The 15,032-nt window shown below is 68.7% G+C and carries 12 protein-coding genes and 1 pseudogene; 5 read left to right on the top strand and 8 right to left on the bottom strand.

Annotation, left to right across the window (positions count from 1 at the left end; all coding sequences use genetic code 11):
• Window positions 1-352 precede the first annotated feature (352 nt).
• Window positions 353-1,228 (bottom strand): protease HtpX, encoded by an 876-nt coding sequence (htpX, locus tag RTX79_RS12785; RefSeq protein ID WP_312684088.1) that lies wholly within the window; start codon window positions 1,226-1,228, stop codon window positions 353-355.
• A gap of 93 nt (window positions 1,229-1,321) precedes the next feature.
• Between htpX and gluQRS the strand changes: the two are divergent.
• From gluQRS to phaR, 3 genes and pseudogenes are all read left to right on the top strand, one after another.
• Window positions 1,322-2,259: pseudogene (gene gluQRS, locus RTX79_RS12780) on the top strand (tRNA glutamyl-Q(34) synthetase GluQRS).
• Window positions 2,256-2,996 carry an acetoacetyl-CoA reductase gene (gene phbB, locus RTX79_RS12775; RefSeq protein WP_312684087.1) on the top strand — a complete coding sequence of 247 codons (741 nt, stop codon included), beginning with the start codon at window positions 2,256-2,258 and terminating at the stop codon, window positions 2,994-2,996. Before gluQRS ends, phbB begins: the two are co-directional and overlap by 4 nt.
• A gap of 207 nt (window positions 2,997-3,203) precedes the next feature.
• Window positions 3,204-3,794 (top strand): polyhydroxyalkanoate synthesis repressor PhaR, encoded by a 591-nt coding sequence (phaR, locus tag RTX79_RS12770; protein ID WP_309684987.1) that lies wholly within the window; start codon window positions 3,204-3,206, stop codon window positions 3,792-3,794.
• 84 nt (window positions 3,795-3,878) lie between these two features.
• On the opposite strand, the gene RTX79_RS12765 is transcribed toward phaR, so the two are convergent.
• From RTX79_RS12765 to RTX79_RS12740, 6 genes are all read right to left on the bottom strand, one after another.
• The gene (locus tag RTX79_RS12765) at window positions 3,879-4,820 is read right to left on the bottom strand and encodes a TraB/GumN family protein (RefSeq protein WP_312684085.1); all 942 of its coding nucleotides are present in this window, start codon (window positions 4,818-4,820) and stop codon (window positions 3,879-3,881) included.
• Window positions 4,817-5,755: a DUF1684 domain-containing protein gene (locus RTX79_RS12760; protein WP_428696005.1), complete on the bottom strand. Its 939-nt coding sequence runs from the start codon at window positions 5,753-5,755 to the stop codon at window positions 4,817-4,819. The genes RTX79_RS12765 and RTX79_RS12760 overlap by 4 nt, the downstream gene beginning before the upstream one ends.
• A gap of 11 nt (window positions 5,756-5,766) precedes the next feature.
• A complete protein-coding gene (mutL, locus tag RTX79_RS12755) occupies window positions 5,767-7,641 on the bottom strand; it encodes a DNA mismatch repair endonuclease MutL (RefSeq protein WP_312684084.1) in 1,875 nt (624 codons plus the stop codon).
• A gap of 228 nt (window positions 7,642-7,869) precedes the next feature.
• On the bottom strand, window positions 7,870-9,483 hold the full coding sequence (locus RTX79_RS12750; protein ID WP_312684083.1) for an N-acetylmuramoyl-L-alanine amidase: 1,614 nt from the start codon (window positions 9,481-9,483) through the stop codon (window positions 7,870-7,872).
• 75 nt (window positions 9,484-9,558) lie between these two features.
• Window positions 9,559-10,047 carry a tRNA (adenosine(37)-N6)-threonylcarbamoyltransferase complex ATPase subunit type 1 TsaE gene (gene tsaE, locus RTX79_RS12745; protein ID WP_312684081.1) on the bottom strand — a complete coding sequence of 163 codons (489 nt, stop codon included), beginning with the start codon at window positions 10,045-10,047 and terminating at the stop codon, window positions 9,559-9,561.
• Window positions 10,040-11,527, bottom strand: coding sequence for an NAD(P)H-hydrate dehydratase (locus RTX79_RS12740; RefSeq protein ID WP_312684080.1), 1,488 nt, complete (start codon window positions 11,525-11,527; stop codon window positions 10,040-10,042). Before RTX79_RS12740 ends, tsaE begins: the two co-directional genes overlap by 8 nt.
• A 23-nt stretch (window positions 11,528-11,550) precedes the next feature.
• Between RTX79_RS12740 and queG the strand changes: the two genes are divergently transcribed.
• Window positions 11,551-12,633: a tRNA epoxyqueuosine(34) reductase QueG gene (queG, locus tag RTX79_RS12735; protein ID WP_312684078.1), complete on the top strand. Its 1,083-nt coding sequence runs from the start codon at window positions 11,551-11,553 to the stop codon at window positions 12,631-12,633.
• Window positions 12,634-12,692: 59 nt separating this feature from the next.
• On the top strand, window positions 12,693-14,033 hold the full coding sequence (gene xseA, locus RTX79_RS12730; protein WP_312684077.1) for an exodeoxyribonuclease VII large subunit: 1,341 nt from the start codon (window positions 12,693-12,695) through the stop codon (window positions 14,031-14,033).
• An 81-nt stretch (window positions 14,034-14,114) separates the two neighbouring features.
• Here xseA and RTX79_RS12725 read toward each other — a convergent pair whose 3' ends face one another.
• Entirely contained in the window at window positions 14,115-15,017 is a 903-nt protein-coding gene (locus tag RTX79_RS12725) for a M48 family metallopeptidase (protein WP_312684076.1), read from the bottom strand.
• Window positions 15,018-15,032 lie beyond the last annotated feature (15 nt).

Here is a 15,032-nt window from a genome sequence, read left to right as displayed (position 1 = left end):
ACGCCCCCGCCAACCCACCCCGCCCCACCTTCGACAGGTCCATGGTGGCCATGGAGCCTTAGGTAGCGCCGACCCATGGTCGGCGGAATGTTCGCGCCAACGGCCCGCTGCGCTCGCCGACCATGGGTCGGCGCTACCGCTTTTCTTTTTTCTTACGCGGGTGGCGGCCCCCGGAACCTGTCAGGGGGCCGGGCGGGGAGGCTGTGCGGGGCCTTGAGCGGCAGGAGCCGCGAAGAGCTACATGGACGTACTTGCGCATGCCCCGCATAGCCTCCCCGCCCGGCCCACCCCCAACTGCAGCTGCAAACAACAGCCATCCGCGAGGGGGTCCCACCCGTTCGACCAACCGGCTTCAGACCACGGTAGAAGAACGCAGCGCGGCAATCCGCTCATCCAGCGGCGGATGGCTCATCATCAACTTGCGCAGGCCCTGCCCCATGCCGCCGGCGATACCGAAGGCAGCCACCTGGCTCGGCAGCGTGCTCTGCCCGTGGTTGACCTTCAACCGCTCCAGCGCGGCGATCATCTTCTGCCGACCGGCCAACTGTGCACCACCGGTGTCCGCGCGGAACTCACGATGACGCGAGAACCACATCGCGATCATGGTGGCGAAGATGCCGAACACCATTTCCAGCACGAACACGATCACGAAATAGCCGATACCGCGGCCGCCACCTTCGCGGTTGCCGGACATCGCACTATCGATCACCCCACCGACCACCCGGGCCAGCACGATGACGAAGGTGTTGAGCACGCCCTGCAGCAGCGCCATGGTGATCATGTCACCGTTGGCGACGTGGGCGATTTCATGGCCCAGCACCGCCTCGGCTTCATCTTCGCTCATGTGGTGCAACAGGCCGGTGGAAACCGCGACCAACGCCTTGTTGCGGTTGGCGCCGGTGGCGAAGGCATTGATCTCCGGACCGTCATACACCGCGACCTCCGGCATGCCGATGCCGGCTTCGCGCGCCTGGCGCTCGACCGTCTTCAACAACCAGCGCTCGGTGTCGTTGCGCGGCTCGGTGATCACCACTGCACCGGTGGAGCGCTTGGCCATCCACTTGGACAGCAGCAGCGAAATGAAAGAGCCGCCGAAACCGAAGATCGCCGCCATCACCAGCAGGCCGCTCATCTGGCTGGGATTGACCCCCAGCACCGACATCACGATACCGGCGAGGACCAGCACCGCAAGGTTGGTAAGGAGGAACAGGGCTATGCGACTGAACATGGGAAAAGTTGGCTCTGGAGAGGGTAACGGTGCTAAATCTGCGGTGACTTCAGCTTGAATTCAAGCGCCAACCTGACCGACGATTCAGCCAGCATGACTTCCCCCATTCATTGCGGCCGGTTCGCGCCCTCACCCACCGGCCCGCTGCACGCCGGTTCGCTGCTTGCTGCCTTCGCCAGTTGGCTGTTCGCCCATCACCAGGGCGGGCGCTGGCTGCTGCGCGTGGAAGACGTGGACCCGCCCCGTACCGTGCCCGGCGCGGCCCAGTCCCAGCTCGACCTGCTGCGTTACCTGGGCCTGCAACCGGACGGTCCGGTGCTGTGGCAGAGCCTGCGCAGTGACGTCTACCAGCACGCGCTGGACGCCCTGCTCGCCAGCGGCCGGGCCTTCGCCTGCCATTGCAGCCGCAGTGAACTGGCCGCCAGCGGCGGTATCCACCACCAGTGCGTGGCACGCCAGGCGCGTCCGGACCCTGCCATCCGCCTGCGCGTGGCGCCCGGCAGCGTGGTGACGTTCGACGATGCGCTGCGTGGCCCACAGCGGCAGGACGTGCACGCCGATGTCGGCGATTTCGTCCTGCGCCGTGCCGATGGCTGCTGGGCCTACCAGCTTGCCGTGGTGGTGGATGACGCGGCGCAGGGCATCACCGACGTGGTGCGCGGCGCGGACCTGCTCGATTCAACCGCGCGCCAGATCCTGCTGCAGCGCGCGCTCGGGCTGCCCACTCCCCGCTATGCGCACCTGCCGCTGCTGCTGGCTGACGACGGCCGCAAACTGTCCAAGTCCGAAGCCGCGCCGACGGTCGACGGGGGCGATCCGATGGCCGTGCTGCGGCAGCTCTGGCAGCTGCTCGGCCAGCCGGCCGCTGCACTGGCCGGCGCGTCCACCCAGGCCGACCTGCTGCAGCGGGCCGCGGCTGCATTTGATCGCACCCGGGTGCCCCTGCATGACATTTCATCGCGGCAGGCGCACAGCGGCCCATGATGTTGCAGAATCCCCCTTCCCCCCTGATTTACGGAAGCGCAGCATGACTCCACGCGTCGCACTGGTCACCGGCGGCACCGGCGGCATCGGTACCGCCATCTGCCAACGCCTGGCCGACCAGGGCCATCGGGTCGCCACCAACTACCGTGACCATGCCAAGGCGCTGGCCTGGCAGCAGGCCATGGCAGCGCGCGGCCTGGCGATCGCGATCTTCCCCGGCGACGTGTCCACCCCGGAGAGTGCCGAGGCGATGGTGCGTGCGGTGGAAGCCGACCTGGGCCCGGTGGAAATCCTGGTCAACAACGCCGGCATCACCCGCGACACCACCTTCCACCGGATGCGTGCCGAGCAATGGCATGAGGTGATCAACACCAACCTCAATTCGGTCTTCAACGTGACCCGGCCGGTGATCGAAGGCATGCGCCGCCGCGGCTGGGGGCGGGTGATCCAGATCAGCTCGATCAATGGCCTGAAGGGCCAGTACGGGCAGGCCAACTACGCGGCGGCCAAGGCCGGCATGCACGGCTTCACCATCTCCCTGGCGCGCGAAAACGCCGGCTTCGGGATCACCGTCAACACCATTTCCCCCGGCTACGTGGCCACCGACATGGTCATGGCGGTGCCGGAGGAGGTGCGCGCCAAGATCATCTCCGACATCCCCACCGGACGGCTCGGCAAGCCGGAAGAAATCGCTTACGGGGTGTCCTTCCTGGTCAACGAGGAAGCGGCCTGGATCACCGGCAGCAACCTGGACATCAACGGCGGCCATCACATGGGCTGGTGAGCGGCACCCGCCCCGCCCGCGCAGTGTGGCGTCCGCCGCACGCGCGGGGCCCGAAAGGCTGAACCGCAGCGAAAATGCTGCGCAACATGAAAAGCCTTGCTGCGCAACATGATCACCCCCGCAGCCCCCGCCACAAGGGCGTCTGGGCGTTGCAACGGGTGCTGCGCTGCGCCATGCTGCGCGTCTACTGTGACGAGTGCTTGCTTCATGGCTGCTACCCGCATCATCAAGAAGTATCCCAACCGCCGTCTGTACGACACCGAGATCTCCAGCTACATCACGATAGAGGATGTGCGCCAGTTGATCCTGGACGGCGAAGACTTCGAGGTCCGCGACGCCAAGAGTGGCGATGACCTGACCCGCTCGGTCCTGCTGCAGATCATCGCCGACCAGGAACAGGACGGCGAGCCGATGCTCTCCACCCAGCTGCTCAGCCAGCTGATCCGCTTCTATGGCGATTCCCTGCAGGGCTTCATGGGCAACTACCTGGAGCGCAGCATGCAGGTCTTCCTCGACCAGCAGCAGCAGTTCCGCCAGCAGATGGGCAACCTGCTCGGGCAGACGCCGTGGGCGATGATGAACCAGCTGACCGAACGCAACATGGAGCTCTGGCAGGAGTTCCAGCGCAGCATGGGCAACGGCTTCGGGCCGCGCCCGGGCGGCACGTCCACCGGTACCGGTCCGCGACCGGGCAGCACGCCGGGCGGTGCCGCGCCACGTGCGGGCACCGGTCCCGGCGCTGCGCACAAGCCGACCGAAACCGCCGGCAGCACCGGCGGCAAGGGTCGCTCGCGCTGAGTTTGGCGCGGCCGCTGGCCTGAAGCAGAACGGCGCGCCCCTGCGGACGCGCCGTTTTTCGTTGCGGCAACCGCAGGCAGGCGCTCAGCGCTTGGCGCGCACCCGCTCCACCTTGTAGCCCTTGGCCTTGAGCTTCTCCACCACGCCATCGCTGCCCAGCAGGTGCAGCGCGCCGACCACCACCAGCGTGCCGCCCTGCCCGGCCTGCAGGTGCGGCTCCAGCTTCGGCAGCCAGGCGTCGTTGCGGTCGCTGTTGATGCGCTGGTAAAGCTGCGGGTACTGGCGCTTCATGTCCACCGCCATGCGGTTCCACATCAGCACATCGTCACCACGCCGCCACGCATCGTGCAGCGCGCGGATTTCCGCGTCGCCCTTGTCGGACTGTTCCAGTGCTTCTTCCACCATCTGGCGCTGTTCGGCGATGCTCATGCCGGCCAGCACGCCGATCTGCGTATCGATGGTTTCCAGGCCGAGGATCGGTTTGCCCGCCTTGGCCGCCCGGTCCATGAAGTGCTTGTCCAGCCCCAGCGCGGGGTCCAGTCCCATTTTCTGCATCTGCGCGATGCTGATGCTCAGTCCGACGAACCACGGCTTGAGGCCCTGCATCTGCGCCAACGGCAGCGGATTGTTCGTGGCGTACTGCTGCAGCCTGGCCCACGTTGCATCGCCGAGATCCCGGCGCAGTTCGCTGCCATCGGTGCGCATTGCCGCCTGCACCATCTTGCCGGCCAGTTCCGGCGATTCCATGTCCTGCGCCGACAGTTCGAACACCACGCGCTGCGCTGCATCGAAGGCCTTTTCCGCCTCTGCCGCCAGCGGGTAATCCTCCGGCCGCAGCAGGTGGAAGGAGCCCAGCAGGTAGACGCGGGCATCACCGGCGCCGGTCACCTTCCACAGCAGCGGTACCGGCGCCGAGCGCGTGGCCGCCGGCTTCGGCGTGGCAGCGGGTGTCGCCGCGACGGTGCTAAAGGCGGTGGCGAGCAGCAACAGCGGGGCGATCATCCAGCGGGTGACGGAACGCTTCATGGCGCACTTTCCTTGGGCGGGTGGTAAGCGCGTTCGCCGGCCTCGATACGCAGGTCCAGCCGGTTTTCCGGGGGTGCCAGCGGGCAGGTCGCGAACGGAGTGAACGCGCAGGGAGGATTGTAGGCGTGGTTGAAATCCACCAGCACATAGCCATCGGCGCCGGGCGCTTCGGTGTCCAGGTAGCGTCCCGCCGGATAACTACCGTGGCCGCTGGTGCGGTCGGCGAAGATCAGGAACAGCGGCGCACCGGGCTCGGCGATGGCCTCGATCCGGTAGGTCGTGCCGCCCTGCTGGAACTCCACCAGGCCGGCGTTGGGCATGGCGGTGGTCAGGCCGGTGATGTCCACGATGGGCAGGGTCTTGCCCGCCGGGTGCGGCAGGAAGCGCGCGCGTACCTGCCACTGCGGCCCACCGGGCCAGTACTCCAGCCCGCTGAAGCTGCTGCGCGAAGCGGCGTCGGCATGCTTGATGCGCAACGCGAAACGTTGGCCGCGCTGCAACAGGCTCAGCTGCCCTTTACCCTCGTCGAAGGCGATGCGGGTCGGCTGCGGGTCGTGGTCGCTGTTGAACGCGATCCGCCCGGTGACCGCCGTCCCGTCAACGCTCAGCGGCACGCCGCGTTCGGGAGTGAACGACCAGCGCTCGCCCTGCCGGCTGACCATGCCCAGCTTGTCCGGCCCGACGGCCAGGCGGATGCCACTGCCCGGCCCGCGTCCGATGTAATGGGCCTTGTGCTCCAGCCAATGCAGGCCGACCAGCGTGGTCCAGCCATCCGGCGCGGTCAGCTCCTGGTAACGCTGCATCCGCCACTGCTGCTGTTGCTGGGCGAATGCCGGATCGTCCTGCACGGCCGGCGCCGCCTCCGGCGGCTTGCCGCCACACCCGCCCAGTGCCAGTGCCAGCATCAAGGCCGCGCCGTAGTACCCCTTCCCCATGATCTTCCCCTTCAGCGTCCGCGCAGGAACCAGCGGTCGATCTCCGCCAGCGAAAAACGTGCCCAGGTCGGGCGTCCGTGGTTGCACTGACCAGACCGTTCGGTGATCTCCATGTCGCGCAGCAGCGCGTTCATTTCCGGCACCGTCAATCGCCGGTTGGCGCGCACCGCGCCATGGCAGGCCATCGTGGACAACAGTTCATCGCGCGCGGTCGCCACGCGCCGTGACTGGCCATGTTCGCGCAGGTCGCCCAGCACATCGCGCAGCAGGCCTTCCGGCTCGGCGTTGGCGAGCAGTGCCGGGATGCTGCGCACATGCAGTGCGCCGGGGCCGGCGCGGGTCACGTCGAAGCCCAGTGCGATCAACGTCTCGGCTTCGCGTTCGGCGGTGTCGGCTTCGCGCTCGCCCACCGCCAGAGTGATCGGTACCAGCAGCGGCTGGGCATGCAGGCCGATGCCATCGTGGGCATTCTTCAGCCGTTCGTAGCCGATGCGCTCATGCGCGGCATGCATGTCCACCACGATCAGGCCTTCGGCATTTTCAGCCAGGATGTAGATGCCATGCAGCTGTGCCACCGCGTAGCCCAGCGGCGGCACCCCGGCATCGGCGCTGGTCACCGGCAATCCGTATTCGGACGGCATCGGCGGCAACGACTGCTGGCTGCCCGCAGGCCCTGCGTACAGCGCGGCGTAGGCCGCCGGCGCATCGGCCACCTGCAGGCCCAGCGGCGATTGCTGCGCGCCCCAATTACCGTAGCCGCCCCCGCCACCACTGCCGCCGCCGCCGGGCTGTCCGCCCGACCAGTGCGTCGCGGCCTGCGCCGGCGCACCCGCTTCCGTACCGGCACCAACACCAGCACCAGCACCAATGTCATGCGCGGCCATGCCGGCACGCGTGTCGGCCAGTGCATCCTTCAGGGTGCGGTAGACGAAGTCATGCACCAGCCGCGAATCACGGAAGCGCACCTCGTGCTTGGCCGGATGCACGTTGACATCCACCCGTGTCGGATCCAGTTCCAGGAACAGCACATAGGCCGGCTGCCTGCCATGGAACAGCACATCGCCGTAGGCCATCTTGACCGCGTGCGCCACGCTGCGATCGCGCACCGAACGACCGTTGACATACAGGTACTGCTGGTCGGTACTGGCGCGCGAATAATGCGGCTGCGCGATCCAGCCGTGCAGGCGCAGGCCGGCACCGCTGTGGTCCACGCGCACGGCCTGGTTCGCGAAATCCTCGCCCAGCGTCTCACCCAGCCGCGCATCGGAATACAGATCCCCCGGCTTGTAGCGGCGCGATGCCTTGCCGTTGTGTGAAACGCGCAGCTCCACATCCGGACGGGCCAACGCCAGCGAGCGCAGCCACTCTTCGATATGCCCCAGCTCGGTACGTTCGGCGCGCAGGAACTTGCGCCGTGCCGGCACGTTGTAGAACAGTTCGCGGACTTCCACGGTGGTTCCCGGCGCATGCGCACGCGGCAGCACCTCGCCGAGCTTGCCGCCTTCGATCTGCAGCGCCGAGCCGTGTTCGTCCTGCGCGCGCCGGGAGGCGAGCGTGAAGCGGCTCACCGATGCGATGGACGGCAGGGCTTCGCCGCGGAAGCCGAGCGTGGCCACCGCTTCCAGGTCATCCAGGCTGGCGATCTTGCTGGTGGCATGGCGGGAAACCGCCAGCGGCAACTGCTCGGCGGCGATGCCACTGCCGTTGTCGCGAATCCGGATCAGCCGCACACCGCCTTCTTCCAGTTCGATATCCACGCGGGTGGCGCCGGCATCGATGGCATTCTCGACCAGCTCCTTGACCACCGATGCGGGCCGCTCGACCACTTCGCCGGCGGCGATCTGGTTGATCAGGATCTCCGGCAGCGGACGGATGGTGGCGCTCATGCGCCACCCCACGGACAGGCAATGGAGGCGGGAGGGTTGGGGAGGGAAACGAGTACTGACTTCATCCGCCGATGATAGCGGATGGCTGCCTCCCGCCGCGCCGCGCGCCGGTAGTGACGGCCGCTGGCCGTCAGCTCTGTGGTAGTGACGGCCGCTGGCCGTCTGGGCTTCACCGCTTTGCCGCTGCGCTCGCCGAGCGTGGCTCGGCGCTACCGTGTTCCAGCGGGGTTACTTGCTGCCGCCGGCCACGGTGCTGGCCGCTTCCATCTCTGCCTGTGCGCGCGCGGCGTACAGCGTTCCCGGCGGCGGCTGGCGGGTGAAGAACACATTGACGCCATCCAGCACGGCCGCCGCGATCTTGCGCTGGTAGGCAGGATCCATCAGCCGGCGCTCTTCGTCCGGATTGGAAATAAAGGCGGTTTCCACCAGCATCGCCGGCATGTCCGAGGTGCGCAGCACGGCGAAGTTGGCGCGTTCGATGTTCGGCTTGTGGTTGTTGCCGATCCGCTTCAGCCCGCCCAGCACATGGCTGGCGGCATCTTCGGACGCCTTCATGTAACCGCTCTGGGCCAGGTCCAGCAGCACGTTGGCCAGCGTGCCTTCGGTGCGCTGCAGGCTGACGCCACCGATCAGGTCGGCCGCGTTTTCCTTGTCCGCCAGCCAGCGGGCGCGCTGCGAGGACGCGCCCTTGGTCGACAGCACATACACCGACGAACCCCGCGCAGCGCGGTTTTCCGCGGCGTCGGCGTGGATCGAAATGAAGATGTCCGCCTTCGCCGCACGCGCTTTCTGCGCGCGCATCGGCAGGGGAATGAACACATCGCTGTCGCGGGTCAGGTAGGCCTTCAGGCCGGGGGTCGAGTTGACCTGGCGTGCAAGTTCGCGCGCCACCGACAGGGTGATGTCTTTCTCACGCTTGCCGCTGGGACCGACGGCGCCCGGATCCTGGCCGCCATGGCCGGGATCGATGGCCACCACCAGCGACCGCATGCCCGGCTTCATGCTCACGCGCGCAACGTCGCTCGGCAGGCTGGGGCGTGGCGCGACAGGGGCCGCTTCGGGCGGCTGCGACGTGTTGCCCGAAGGCGCCGCAACGGCGGCAGCACCGGTCCGCGTCGGCAGGGTGCCGGCGATGGTGGTGCGCACGGGTGCCTGTGTCGGCTGGCCGGCCAGGATGGCCGCCGGTGACGGCGTGGCGGCTTCGGTGCCGGCGCCGGTTCCGGCGACGGTGGCCGTGGTGGTGCTCGGCAGTGTGGCCGGTGCGGCCGGCGCAACGGCGACAGCCGTGGCCTGCTGCTGGACCTGCGCGGTGAGCAGTGCGGTGGCCCGCGCCGCGTCGCTGCGGGTCTGCGCGATATTTACTGCCGTAGCCGGTGGCGGCGCGGCGACCGGCGTGGCTGGCGTAGGCGCGGTCGCCGGGGACGGCGTGTTGGTTGCCGTGGCCGGCGCATCGCCGGGCCATTCGATGACCAGCTTGGACTGTCCGCCCTGCTGCTGCATCTGCGGCTTGAACGGCGCCACCTTGTCGGCCAGGTCGAACACCACCCGGAACGTGCCCGGGACCGGCTGTCCGGTACGCACCGCGGTGACCACGCCCTGCGCGGCCGGCAGCTTCAGTCCGCGCACCGCGGAAGAGTCCGGGAAATCCACCACCAGCCGGTTGGGGCCAGACAACGCGATGGTCTTGTAGCCGCCGGCACCGGCCAGTGAAATCTCGGCCCGTGTACCGGTGGCCCCGGCATCCAGGCGCACCTGGTTGATCTCACCCGCCCACGCATCGGCACCCGCCAGGGCGAGTCCGGCGGCAGTGCACAGAGCAAGGGTTCGGATGGTTAAGCGCATGGCTCAGGATTCAATCACTGCGCTGAACAGATTGCAAACCTTTTCCCTTAATAATCCGTAACTTTCATCGGTTTGTTATGGTCGATCTACAGAAAGCGAACCTAACTCGCCTCCCTCACACAATCGCTTCACCCAGGCTTCACCAGAATCGCTCAGCGGAATGAGACTGGCGTGGCGACCCGTGCCGGCCATCTGCAGTTCCAGGCGAAGATCGGTCGCCGGCAGTGCCCCTGCCCCGCGTTCCGGCCATTCCACCAGCCACAGCGAAGCGGTGCCCTCGTCCAGGCCCAGGAAGTCCAGTTCCGCCGCGCCCCCGATCCGGTACAGGTCCATGTGCCACGCCTCGCTGCCATCGGCCAGCGGATAGCGCTCCACCAGCGTGTAGGTGGGGCTGCGGATCGCGCCGGTGACGCCGAGTGCGCGCAGCAGCGCGCGGGCGGTGGTGGATTTACCCGCGCCCAGGTCACCCTGCAGTTCCAGCAGCGCCTGCGCCGGGCGGGTGGCCGCCAGCGCCTGGCCCAGCAGGTCGGTGTGTTCGGGGGTGGGGAGATGCAGTTCAAGCATGGACAGGATCCGGATTGCAGAGCCGGCGCAGCGGCGCCAGCAGGTCGGTGGGAAGCAGGCCGCGCTGGCCGTCGGCGGCAGCCACGTCGCCAGCCAGCCCGTGCAGCAGGGCGCCGCCGGCTGCTGCCTCGAACGGCGCCAGCCCCTGGGCACGCAGGGCCGCAATGATGCCGGTGAGCAGGTCGCCCATGCCACCGACCGCCATGCCGGGATTGCCGGCGCCGATCACTGCGGTCCGCCTGCCCGGCGCCGCCACCAGGCTGCCAGCGCCCTTCAGCACCACCACCGCATGGAAGCGATCGGCCAGTGCAGTGGCGGCGGCGAACCGGTCGGCCTGTACCGCAGCCGTGGTGGTGTCCAGCAGGCGTGCTGCCTCACCGGGGTGCGGGGTGAGGATCGCCTGCGGCAGGGCCTGCGGAGCGCGCGCCAGCAGGTTCAACGCGTCGGCGTCCACCACCAGCGGCTTGCCGCTGTCACGTGCATCGTGCCATAGCGCCTGCGCCCACTCGTCCTGCCCCAGCCCGGGACCGATCGCCACCACGCTGGCCCGCTGCAGCAGTGCCTGCAGGTCCGCCTTGCAGTCCACCGCATGGCTCATCGCTTCGGGCAGCCGAACCAGCGCCGCACCGGTGTGGTCGGCACGCGTGGCCAGGCTGGCAAGGCCCGCACCGGCCCGCAATGCAGCGTGTGCGGTCATCAACAGTGCACCGCCGCTGCCATGGTTGCCGCCCACGCACAGCACGTGTCCGGAGGTTCCTTTGTGCGCATTGCGACGTCGCGGCGGCAGCAACGCCGGCAGGCGGTCGCTCTGCCAAAGGTCGGCCGACGCCTGCATGCCGTCCCATGCGGACGCCGGGACCGGCAAGGGCGCCAACGCGCACTGGCCGGCATGTTCGAGTCCGTCGCCGGTATGCAGGCCACGATGGGCAGCCAGGAACTGCAACGTCACCGTGGCGCGCACCGCCACGCCCGGCGCACTGCCGCGGTCAGCATCGATGCCACTGGGCACATCCAGCGCCAGCACCGGCGCGGCCTGCGCGTTGATCGCTTCGATCACCACCTGGGCCGCGGGTCGCGGCGCCTGCCGCAGGCCGAGTCCGAACAGCGCATCGACCAGCACATCGGCCGTCGGCAGGCTGCCATCGAATACGCTGCTGTGCCCGCCCGCCTGCTGGAACCCGGCGGCCGCCTGCATGCACAGGGCCGTCGCCGGCGCCGTGCCCGGCAGGGTCAGCACGCTGACCTGGCGGCCGGCCTGCAGCGCGTGCAGCGCCAGCACGTAGCCATCGCCGCCGTTGTTGCCCGGCCCCACCACCACGGCGATGTGCCGGGCATCGGGCCAGTGCTGCAGCAGGCAGTGCCACGCCGCCTTGCCGGCGGCGGCCATCAGCGACCAACCGCCGTCAGCGGCCAGCGCGGAAGCGCGCGCATCCAATGAACGGGCGGCAGCGGAATCGAACAGAGCGGAAGGGTCCAGCATGCAGGGATTCTATACTTGTGCGCATGCATCCCGATTCCCCCACCCTGCCCGCCGGCCTGGATCCGGCGCTCGCCGTCCAGCGCATCCGTGCACTGGCGCGTGCGCATGGCTTCCAGCGCTGCGGCATCGCCGGGGTGGACCTGGCCGAAGACGAGGCGCACCTGGCCGACTGGCTGGGCCAAGGGCTGTACGGCACGATGGACTGGATGGCGCGGCACGGCACGTTGCGTGCGCGGCCGGCCGAGCTGCTGCCCGGCACCGTGCGGGTGATCTCGCTGGGCATGGACTACAGCCACAAGGACGACACCGAAGCCTGGGCCACGCTGGCCGATCCCGGCCGGGCCTACGTCGCGCGCTACGCGCTGGGCCGCGATTACCACAAGCTGATGCGCAACCGGCTGCAGAAGCTGGCCGCGCAGATCAGCGATGAAGTGGCCCCGCTCGGCTTCCGGGTGTTCGTCGATTCGGCGCCGGTGCTGGAACGCGCGCTCGGTCGCGACGCCGGCCTGGGCTGGATCGGCAAGCACACCTGCCTGATCGATCGCCACGGCGGCTCGTGGTTTTTCCTCGGCGAGATCTACATCGACCTGCCGCTGCCGATCGACCAGCCGGCCAGCGCGCACTGCGGCACCTGCACCCGCTGCATCGACGTCTGCCCCACCCAGGCGATCATCGCCCCGCAGCGGCTGGATGCGCGCCGCTGCATTTCCTACCTCACCATCGAACATGATGGCGCCATTCCCGAGCCGATGCGTGCGCTGATCGGCAACCGCATCTACGGCTGCGATGACTGCCAGCTGGTATGCCCCTGGAACAAGTTCGCAAAGCGCACCGACGAAGCGGATTTCCGCGCGCGCAACAACCTGGACCGCGCGCGCCTGGATGAGCTGTTCAGCTGGGACGAAGCGGAATTCCTGCAGCGCACCGAAGGCAGCCCGATCCGCCGCAGTGGCCATGAGCGCTGGCTGCGCAACATCGCCGTGGCACTGGGCAATGCGCCCACGTCAACGCAGGTGGTGGAGGCGCTGACGACGCGCAGCACGCACGATTCGGCGCTGGTGCGCGAACACGTGCAATGGGCGCTGGGGCAGCACGGCGCGGGGTGATCGCCTGCGTCCGACGTGCGACCATGGTGGCCTGATCCGGAGTGACCCGTTGAGTGCCCATGCAGCAGCGCAGCATCGATGTCCTTACCCCCAGCCAGCTCAACACGCTGGCGCGCGACCTGCTGGAAGGCAGTTTCCCGGCGATCTGGGTAGAGGCCGAACTGGGCAGCGTGGCGCGTCCCTCGTCGGGCCATATGTACTTCACCCTGAAGGACGCACGCGCGCAGCTGCGCGCGGCGATGTTCCGGATGAAGGCGTCCACGCTGCGCTTCGTGCCGCGCGAAGGCATGCGCGTGCTGGTGCGCGGCCGGGTCACGCTGTACGACGCACGGGGCGAGTACCAGATGGTGCTCGACCACATGGAAGAAGCCGGCGAAGGCGCGCTGCGCCGCGCCTTCGAGGAGCTGAAGGCACGGCTGGAAGCCGAGGGCCTGTTCGACCCGGCGCGCAAGCGCCCGCTGCCCGCCCATGTGCAACGCCTTGCAGTGATCACTTCGCCGACCGGCGCGGCGGTGCGCGACGTATTAAGCGTGCTGGCGCGGCGCTTCCCGCTGCTGGACGTCGACCTGCTGCCGTCGCTGGTACAGGGCGATTCGGCAGCGCCGCAGCTCACACGCCTGCTGCAGGCCGCCGATGCCAGCGGCCGCTACGACGTGATCCTGCTGACCCGCGGTGGCGGCTCGCTGGAAGACCTGTGGGCGTTCAACGATGAAGCGCTGACCCGCGCGGTGGCCGGCAGCCGCACGCCGGTGGTGTCCGCGGTGGGTCACGAAACCGACTTCAGCCTCACTGATTTCGCTGCCGACCTGCGCGCGCCGACCCCGTCGGTGGCCGCCGAACTGCTGGTGCCCGACCAGCAGGACCTGGCACGCCGCCTGCGCCGTGACGCCGCGCGCCTGCAGCAGCTGCACCGGCATGCGCTGGGCCAGGCGATGCAGCGCGCCGACCGCCTGCTGCTGCGGCTCAACGCCTGCAGTCCACAGGCCCGGCTGCAGCTGCTGCAGCGACGCCACGCCGACCTCGGCCGGCGCCTGCAGGCGGTCCGCCAGCAGCAGGGACAGCAACGCACGGCGCGCCTGCGACATGCAGCAGCGGTGCTGCGCGGGTTCCATCCGCAGCGCCAGCTGGAAGGCCTGCAGCGCCGCCTGCTGGCTCTGCGCGGCCGCCCCGAGGCGGCAATGCAGCGCCAACTGCAGAACGACGCGCTGCGCCTGCGTGGCCTGGCCCGTTCAATGGAAGCGGTCAGCCCGCTGGCGACGGTATCGCGTGGCTACAGCATCCTGACCCGCACCGACGATGGCCAGCTGGTCCGCAGCGTGGGCCAGGTCCAGCCCGGCGACGCCCTGCAGGCCAAGGTCGGCGATGGGGTCATCGACCTGCAGGTCACCCGCACCCGCTGATCACGGCCGCCGGCCATCTTCCCGGTAGTCACGGCCGCTGGCCGTCTTGCCCTCAATGACGGCCGCTGGCCGTCTGCCGCCCTACTGCCGCGCCTGCTCGCAGAACCGCTCGCGGTATTCCATCGCCTTCGGCATCAGCGCCTGCAGGTTCTGGATGCGCGTGCCCGGATTGGGATGGGTCGAAGAGAACTCCGGCTGCGACTGCCCGCCACTGGCCTGGCCCATCCGCTCCCACAGCGGCACCGCTTCGCGCGGATCAAAGCACGCCGCCGCCGCCAGCATCAGGCCCACTTCATCGGCCTGCGTTTCATGGCCGCGTGCATACGGCAGCAGGTAGCCGTAGCCCATCGCCGCCATCACCATCTGCTGCTGTTGCGGGTCCATGCCACTGGCCGCACCGGCCATCTGGCCGATCTGGGTCAGCTTCTGCTGCGCCATGCGCTGCGCACCATGGCGCAGCAGCGCATGGGCGATCTCATGCCCCATCACCACGGCCATCGCATCGCGGGTCTGCGCCACCGGCACCAGTCCGGTATACACCGCCATCTTGCCGCCCGGCAGGCAGAATGCATTGGCCTGGTCGGACTGGATCACGTTGACTTCCCAATCGAACCCGCGCGAAAAATGCCCCGGCTGCAGCCCATGCTCTTCGGCCAGCGCGGTTTCCACCACGTCCACCTTGGCAATCAGCCGCTGGGCGATCTCACGCACGTCGCGCGACACCGTCGCGTTCGGGTCCAGCGGGCGTTCCTGCGCGAGGATCTCCTGGTAGGCCTGCAGGCCCAGGGCCTTTTCCTGGTCCACGTCCAGGGTGCTGTCGATCAACACCGACTCGCCGGTGTACGGATCCACCGACCGGTTGGAAAACCAGTAGAAGGCGGCATAGCCGGCGAAGGCCAGCAGCACCAGCCAGCGGACATTGCCGAACAGGCCGCCGCGGCGCCGGCCCTGCTGCGAAGAACGGGAGAAAGGATCGTTGCGCATCGACGTGCGTCCTGG

The organism is Stenotrophomonas chelatiphaga, from assembly GCF_032054965.1.
Lineage (GTDB): Bacteria > Pseudomonadota > Gammaproteobacteria > Xanthomonadales > Xanthomonadaceae > Stenotrophomonas > Stenotrophomonas chelatiphaga.
Note: the sequence above shows the minus strand (reverse complement) of the source record. Positions and strands in the feature narration are given on the sequence as shown.